Here is a 5,801-nt window from a genome sequence, read left to right as displayed (position 1 = left end):
CGCAATTTAACTCTTATGAGTATAAAATCATAATTGAATATGATTTTAATCTAGGAATTTCTGATGTTTTAACTTTCTTTAATACGTCTATACCTGCCTTATTAGAATCAGCAATTATGCTCCAATCTTCATTTTGGAAATTTGGTATATATTGCTTTATATCATAATTATCTATTGAAGTTCCATTATACACGACTATTAAATCATTTATGTCTTTTTCTATACTATTAAAATTTTTAAAGTGCCACTTTATTACTCCAGCATTTTCGTCTCCGTTTAAAAATGAGATTTCAATATTGTTTATTTCTTCTCTTGTACTTAATTTAAAAGAATTAAACTTTTTTCTAATATCTATAAGCCCTTTTATATAATTAAATACACTAATATATTTTGCTTTATCCCTCCAAAATATAGCGTTTATATTATCTGGACTCTTATAGCTGTTATGATCACCATTTTTGGTTCTTAATAACTCTACTCCTCCTTGAATAAATGGGATTCCTTGAGCTGTCAATATTATTGATAAGGCTAGTATATTTCTTCTCACTAAATTATTGTCTAAAATATTTTCTTCTGTTATTTTTCTATAATCCTCAGTTTTTATATTTTGTGTTAAACTTTTTTCTATTTGGTCCCAAAGAGTATAATTGTCATGAGCATCTACATAATTTATACTTTCTCTTGGATTAAGTGTCAGCGTATTTATTGATCCTTTTAAGCCCTCTATTATGCTCCAAGCAGTAGCTCCATCATGTGAGTTTCCATTAACAAATCCATTAGAAGGGCTATTATTTCCTCTTATAAAGTCTCTAAATATATCATTAAAAACAGAAAAATCTTCCCCTCTTTGACTACCTTTATGTGCTCCATTTGTAAGAGGTGAATTTCCTCCTTTCCATGGTTCACCATAAATTAATATATTATCATCGATTTCTTTACTTACTTTTATTACTTCTTTAATTGTATCTATATCAATTAATTCCATAAGATCAAACCTTAACCCATCTATATGGTAATTTTTGAGCCAATGTCTTATAGAATCAATTATAAACTTTCTTACCATAGGTCTCTCAGTTGCTATTTCATTACCACACCCTGATCCATTTGTAAATCTTCCTCTATAATCAGTTCTAAAATAGTAAGATGGAACTATATTATCTAACCCTCTAGTTTCTTGCATATGATTGTAAACTACATCCATAATTACTCTTATTCCATTTTTATGAAGTACCTTTATCATTTCTCTAAGCTCTATTATTCTTGAAATTGGATTATATGCATCGCTTGAATAACTTCCTTCTGGAGCATTATAATTTTTAGGATCATACCCCCAATTTCTATTTCCATTTTTATTAGATTTTCTCTCATCAACAGATCCAAAATCAAATATTGGCAACAAATGTACATGGGTTATCCCAAGTTCTTTTAAATGATCAACTCCTGTTTTTATAATAACTTTTCTATTTTTATCTTTATAAATTGTTCCTTCTTTAGCTAATCCTAAATATTTTCCTCTTATTTTTTTATCTATTCCACTATCATCACTTATAGTAAAATCTCTTACATGAATTTCATATATTATAGAATCTTCCTTTCTTAAAAGCTGTGGTCTTTTATCAAATACCCATCCTAGAGGCATTGATTTAACATTGTTTATATCTATTAAAAATCCTTTTTCTCCATTTATTCCTACCGATACTGTATATGGATCTACTGCATAATTTATTTTTATATATTCTTTTCCTTTTCTATCTATATCTTTAAAATAAATTTTATATAAATAAAATTTATTTTCACTACTTTTCCTATCTATATTTACATAATAAGTTCCACTTTTATTATCTTTTTTCATTTCGTATGAAATTTTCGTATTTTCATTAGTATCATACCAATTTTCATATAGACACAAATTTATTTTGAAAGCTGTTGGAGCCCAGATTCTTAGGTGAATTTTTTTTCATCATATATAATTCCCATGTCATTTTCATTATAATAATATTTATCTAAGTATCTTCTCATTGTAACCTTGCATGGAAGAAAGGTGTTATTTGCTCTTATTTCAATTAAATCACTTGCATTTATATCTAAATTTAAATCTATAAACTCTATTTTTTTGATAATTTATCAATTATATATTTACAATTTTCTTTCTTAATTCCATTTATATAAATATAAAATTTTGTTCCATCTATTGGAGCTTTGGATAAAAAAGCTGTTATATTGTCATTATTATCCATTAGTGCTATATCTATTTTAGGCTTTATATATTCAATCACATCTTCTAAATTTGTTATAAGTTTGTTTTCACCATAAATAATATAACAATTTTTAATTGATTCAGGTATTTCAAAGGTTGCTGTTTGCTCTGACCAATCATTTCCCCAGTTGTCTCCCCACGCTCTTCTTCTTGCAATTATATTTTCTTCTTTAACAAAGGCACATCTTCCAAAGTCATTTTTTTCTTCTAATTCTATTGCATAGGACTTTCCGTCATTGGAAAAACTCCATATATCCCATTTATATCCGTTACCACAATAATCACCATCACTTTTTATAAAATGTATTAATGTATCTTTTACTTCTTTTAGAATTATTGGGAACTCTCTACATGCTTCTTCACCTGTTATTTTATCTAAACACATCACTTTAATTGATTTTTTTTCTTTTAAGTTTTTACTAATTTTAATTTTATTGTTTATTAATGTTATATCTTTTCCTAAATAGTCAATTTTCCAATTAACATCTCTTATTTCTTTTATTCCAAATATAGATTCTTTTAATGCTATTAATTGTATATCTTGTTCTAAATAAAACTCATTACATGATGCTTTTATCTCTAATGAATTGATATTATTAATTTCTTTATTGTATCTTTCTTGTACTTTTAAAGAGTTGTCATTGTTTATATCATTATAATAAATACCCTTATAATCTATCATTTTTTCAACTCCTAAAATTCTTCTATTATATTTTATGCTCATAAATAATTATTGCCCCTGTATGTCTTATTATAGTCACTATATCATTCTATTAATACTTTGAAGTTAACTCTTAAAAGATATTTGAAAATTAATTTCATTTTTTCTAAATAATATTCAAATATAAATTCTTTTGCGTTGCAATATTATTAACTTGTAAACTTTTATATAAAAGTACTATTATTCATTATTTAGGAGATTATTATGATAAAGAAAAAAACTTTGACTTTATTTTTACTAGCTAGTATTTCAAGCCAAGCCTTCACTTGGCAAAACTCATTTGCAATGGACAATGAGTCACCTTTATTTAATTTTAAAACTTATAACTTTGCCACTGGAGAAGTAGAGTACGATGAAACCACTCCAGTATACCTTTACAAGAATGGACCTCAAGTAACTATTCCAGATGAGTTTATTAATCCAAAAGAGCAATTTAGAACTGCCTGGTTATCCACTGTAGTAAATATTGATATTTCTGATGTTACAAGTGATCCAAATTTATCTGCTGAAGAAGAATTTAAAACTGAACTTTCTTCAATTCTAAATAAATTTGAAGAATTGAATTTAAATGCTGTTACTTTTCAAGTAAGTCCTATGCTGGATGCTTGGTATCCATCAGATATTGCTCCATGGTCTCAATATCTTCATAAGGGTGGAAGTAGTTATACATTCCAAGGCAAGGATCCTGGTTTTAATGGATTTGACCCATTAGAATGGTTAATATCTGAAACTCATAAAAGAGGTATGGAATTCCATGCTTGGTTTAACCCATATAGAGTCACAAACAATGTTGATAAAAGATCTATTACTGAAAAGTTAAACGAACTTGCAGAAAATAACTTTGCTAGAAATAACCCTGATTTAGTTTATGAATTTCAAAATAAGCTATTTTTAGATCCAGGTAAACCAGAAGTTATTGACTATGTTGTTTCAAGAGTAGAGGAAGTTGCAACAAAATATGATGTTGATGCAATTCATTTTGATGATTATTTTTATCCATATAAGTATACTGATAATGGTAAAGATATATTTTTCTATGCACAAGATTTAGATAAACAAACTTTCCTAGATTATAATAGGGGATTTGGGGAATACACTGTTGAAAATATTAATACAACAAACCAGTTATTTACCACCGCAACAATTAATGTAATTACTACAATTTTGAATTATATTAAGTATATATCATATATTTTTCACCTTCATTAAATTTAAAATTCAATTTATCAAGATTTTCTTTTATATCTTTTGAATTATATTTCTCATCTAAGAACATAATTGCTGATGCTGAAAATGGAGTTGAATCTTTCAAGCTGCTTTCTAAAGTATTCTTAAAACTAAGTCCTGTTGAAAGTGTTGTTATTGTTAAAAACAACATTAATAAAATTACTGTCATAGAAACAAAATTAGTATTAATCTTACTGCTTATTTGCCTTAAAACAAATATGTTAAGTTCTTTAAAATAAGTCTTTTTATTTTTTTGAACTATATAAATACCAAATCCGCCTAAACTTATAAAAAATAGTAATGTTCCTATAATTCCTAGTACCATAGATACAATAAATTTAATATCTTCTGGTTTTAACCCTACATTTATTACTAAATAATACGCTCCTGATAAGGTTATAGTTGATAAAATAAATATTATAATATTTATAATTGGATTTTTAAGTTTTATCTTTTCACTTTTCCTTGAAGCTATTAACATATCAATTAATTTGTATTTTGATACTACAATAGTATTAAAAATCATAACTAATAAAAACATTATTCCAAAATATATAGTACTTTTTATAATCCCCTCGAATGATACTATAAATTTATATTCTCTCATTCCAACGTCAAATAATTTAGCTGTAAATACTGATAATCCTTGTGAAAAAATCATGCCTAAAATAATTCCGGCTATTAATGACATTAATCCAATTATTAAAGTTTCAAAAAGTAATATTTTTGATATTTTATTCTTTCCCATTCCTAATGTCATATAAATTCCAAGTTCTTTTTTACGCTTTTTAATTAAAAAGTTATTTGCATATATAATTAAGCTTCCAAGAATAAAAGACACAAATATTGAAACTATTCCTATAGCTTTACTTAAAACGCTTATTATATCGGATTCACTACTATTTACCTCAAAAACTACTTTTTGTGATTCTATAGAATTAAAGCTATAAAATATACAAACTGCAAATGTTAGTGTTAAAAAATATATTGCATAGTCTTTTATGCTCTTTTTTACATTGTTAAATGCTATTTTAGAATACATCGCCTGCATCACCTCCTAAAAGAGTAACTACTTCAATAATTCTATTGAAAAATTCTTTTCTAGAATCTCCTCCTCTTATAAGTTCATTAAATATCTTTCCATCTTTAATGAATAAAATTCTATGGGCATAACTTGCAGTAAAAGCATCATGGGTAACCATTAGTATCGTTGCTTCTAAATCCTTATTAAGAGTTTCAAATGAATCTAAAAGTAATCTTGAAGACTTTGAATCTAAAGCTCCTGTTGGTTCATCAGCTAATATCAATGATGGGTTGGTTACAATGGCTCTTGCTGATGCAACTCTTTGTTTTTGGCCTCCTGACATTTGATATGGATACTTTTTTAATACATCTGTAATCCCAAGATTCATTGATACCTTTTTTATAAATTCATCAATTTTATTATGACCTTTTCCTTGAATAGTTAATGCTAATGCTATATTTTCATAAGCAGTTAATGTATCTAAAAGATTAAAATCTTGAAATATAAAACCTAACTCGTCTCTTCTAAACTTCTCTAACTGTTTTGATTTTAATTTTGTAATATCCTTATCA

5 protein-coding genes are annotated in these 5,801 nt (G+C 26.2%); 1 reads left to right on the top strand and 4 read right to left on the bottom strand.

Annotated features, from left to right (window positions below; genetic code table 11):
* Window positions 1-13: 13 nt before the first annotated feature.
* Together pulA and A500_RS19385 are read right to left on the bottom strand one after the other, a co-directional pair.
* Window positions 14-1,909 carry a type I pullulanase gene (pulA, locus tag A500_RS19390; protein WP_198010573.1) on the bottom strand — a complete coding sequence of 632 codons (1,896 nt, stop codon included), beginning with the start codon at window positions 1,907-1,909 and terminating at the stop codon, window positions 14-16.
* A 196-nt stretch (window positions 1,910-2,105) separates the two neighbouring features.
* Window positions 2,106-2,939, bottom strand: a complete 834-nt coding sequence (locus tag A500_RS19385) for a hypothetical protein (protein WP_157453613.1) — start codon at window positions 2,937-2,939, stop codon at window positions 2,106-2,108.
* A 243-nt stretch (window positions 2,940-3,182) separates the two neighbouring features.
* Between A500_RS19385 and A500_RS19380 the strand changes: the two genes are divergently transcribed.
* Complete coding sequence (locus A500_RS19380; RefSeq protein WP_016206624.1) at window positions 3,183-4,187, top strand: glycoside hydrolase family 10-like protein; 1,005 nt, start codon at window positions 3,183-3,185, stop codon at window positions 4,185-4,187.
* Here the strand turns inward: A500_RS19380 and A500_RS05645 are convergent.
* Both A500_RS05645 and A500_RS05640 read right to left on the bottom strand, forming a co-directional pair.
* Window positions 4,153-5,247 carry an FtsX-like permease family protein gene (locus tag A500_RS05645; protein ID WP_016206623.1) on the bottom strand — a complete coding sequence of 365 codons (1,095 nt, stop codon included), beginning with the start codon at window positions 5,245-5,247 and terminating at the stop codon, window positions 4,153-4,155. The two genes, A500_RS19380 and A500_RS05645, sit on opposite strands and share 35 nt — an antisense overlap.
* A partial coding sequence (locus A500_RS05640; protein WP_016206622.1) for an ABC transporter ATP-binding protein occupies window positions 5,237-5,801 on the bottom strand: 565 nt, incomplete at its 5' end. The genes A500_RS05645 and A500_RS05640, both read right to left, overlap by 11 nt.

Source organism: Clostridium sartagoforme AAU1 (genome assembly GCF_000401215.1).
GTDB lineage: Bacteria > Bacillota > Clostridia > Clostridiales > Clostridiaceae > Clostridium > Clostridium sartagoforme.
Note: the sequence above shows the minus strand (reverse complement) of the source record. Positions and strands in the feature narration are given on the sequence as shown.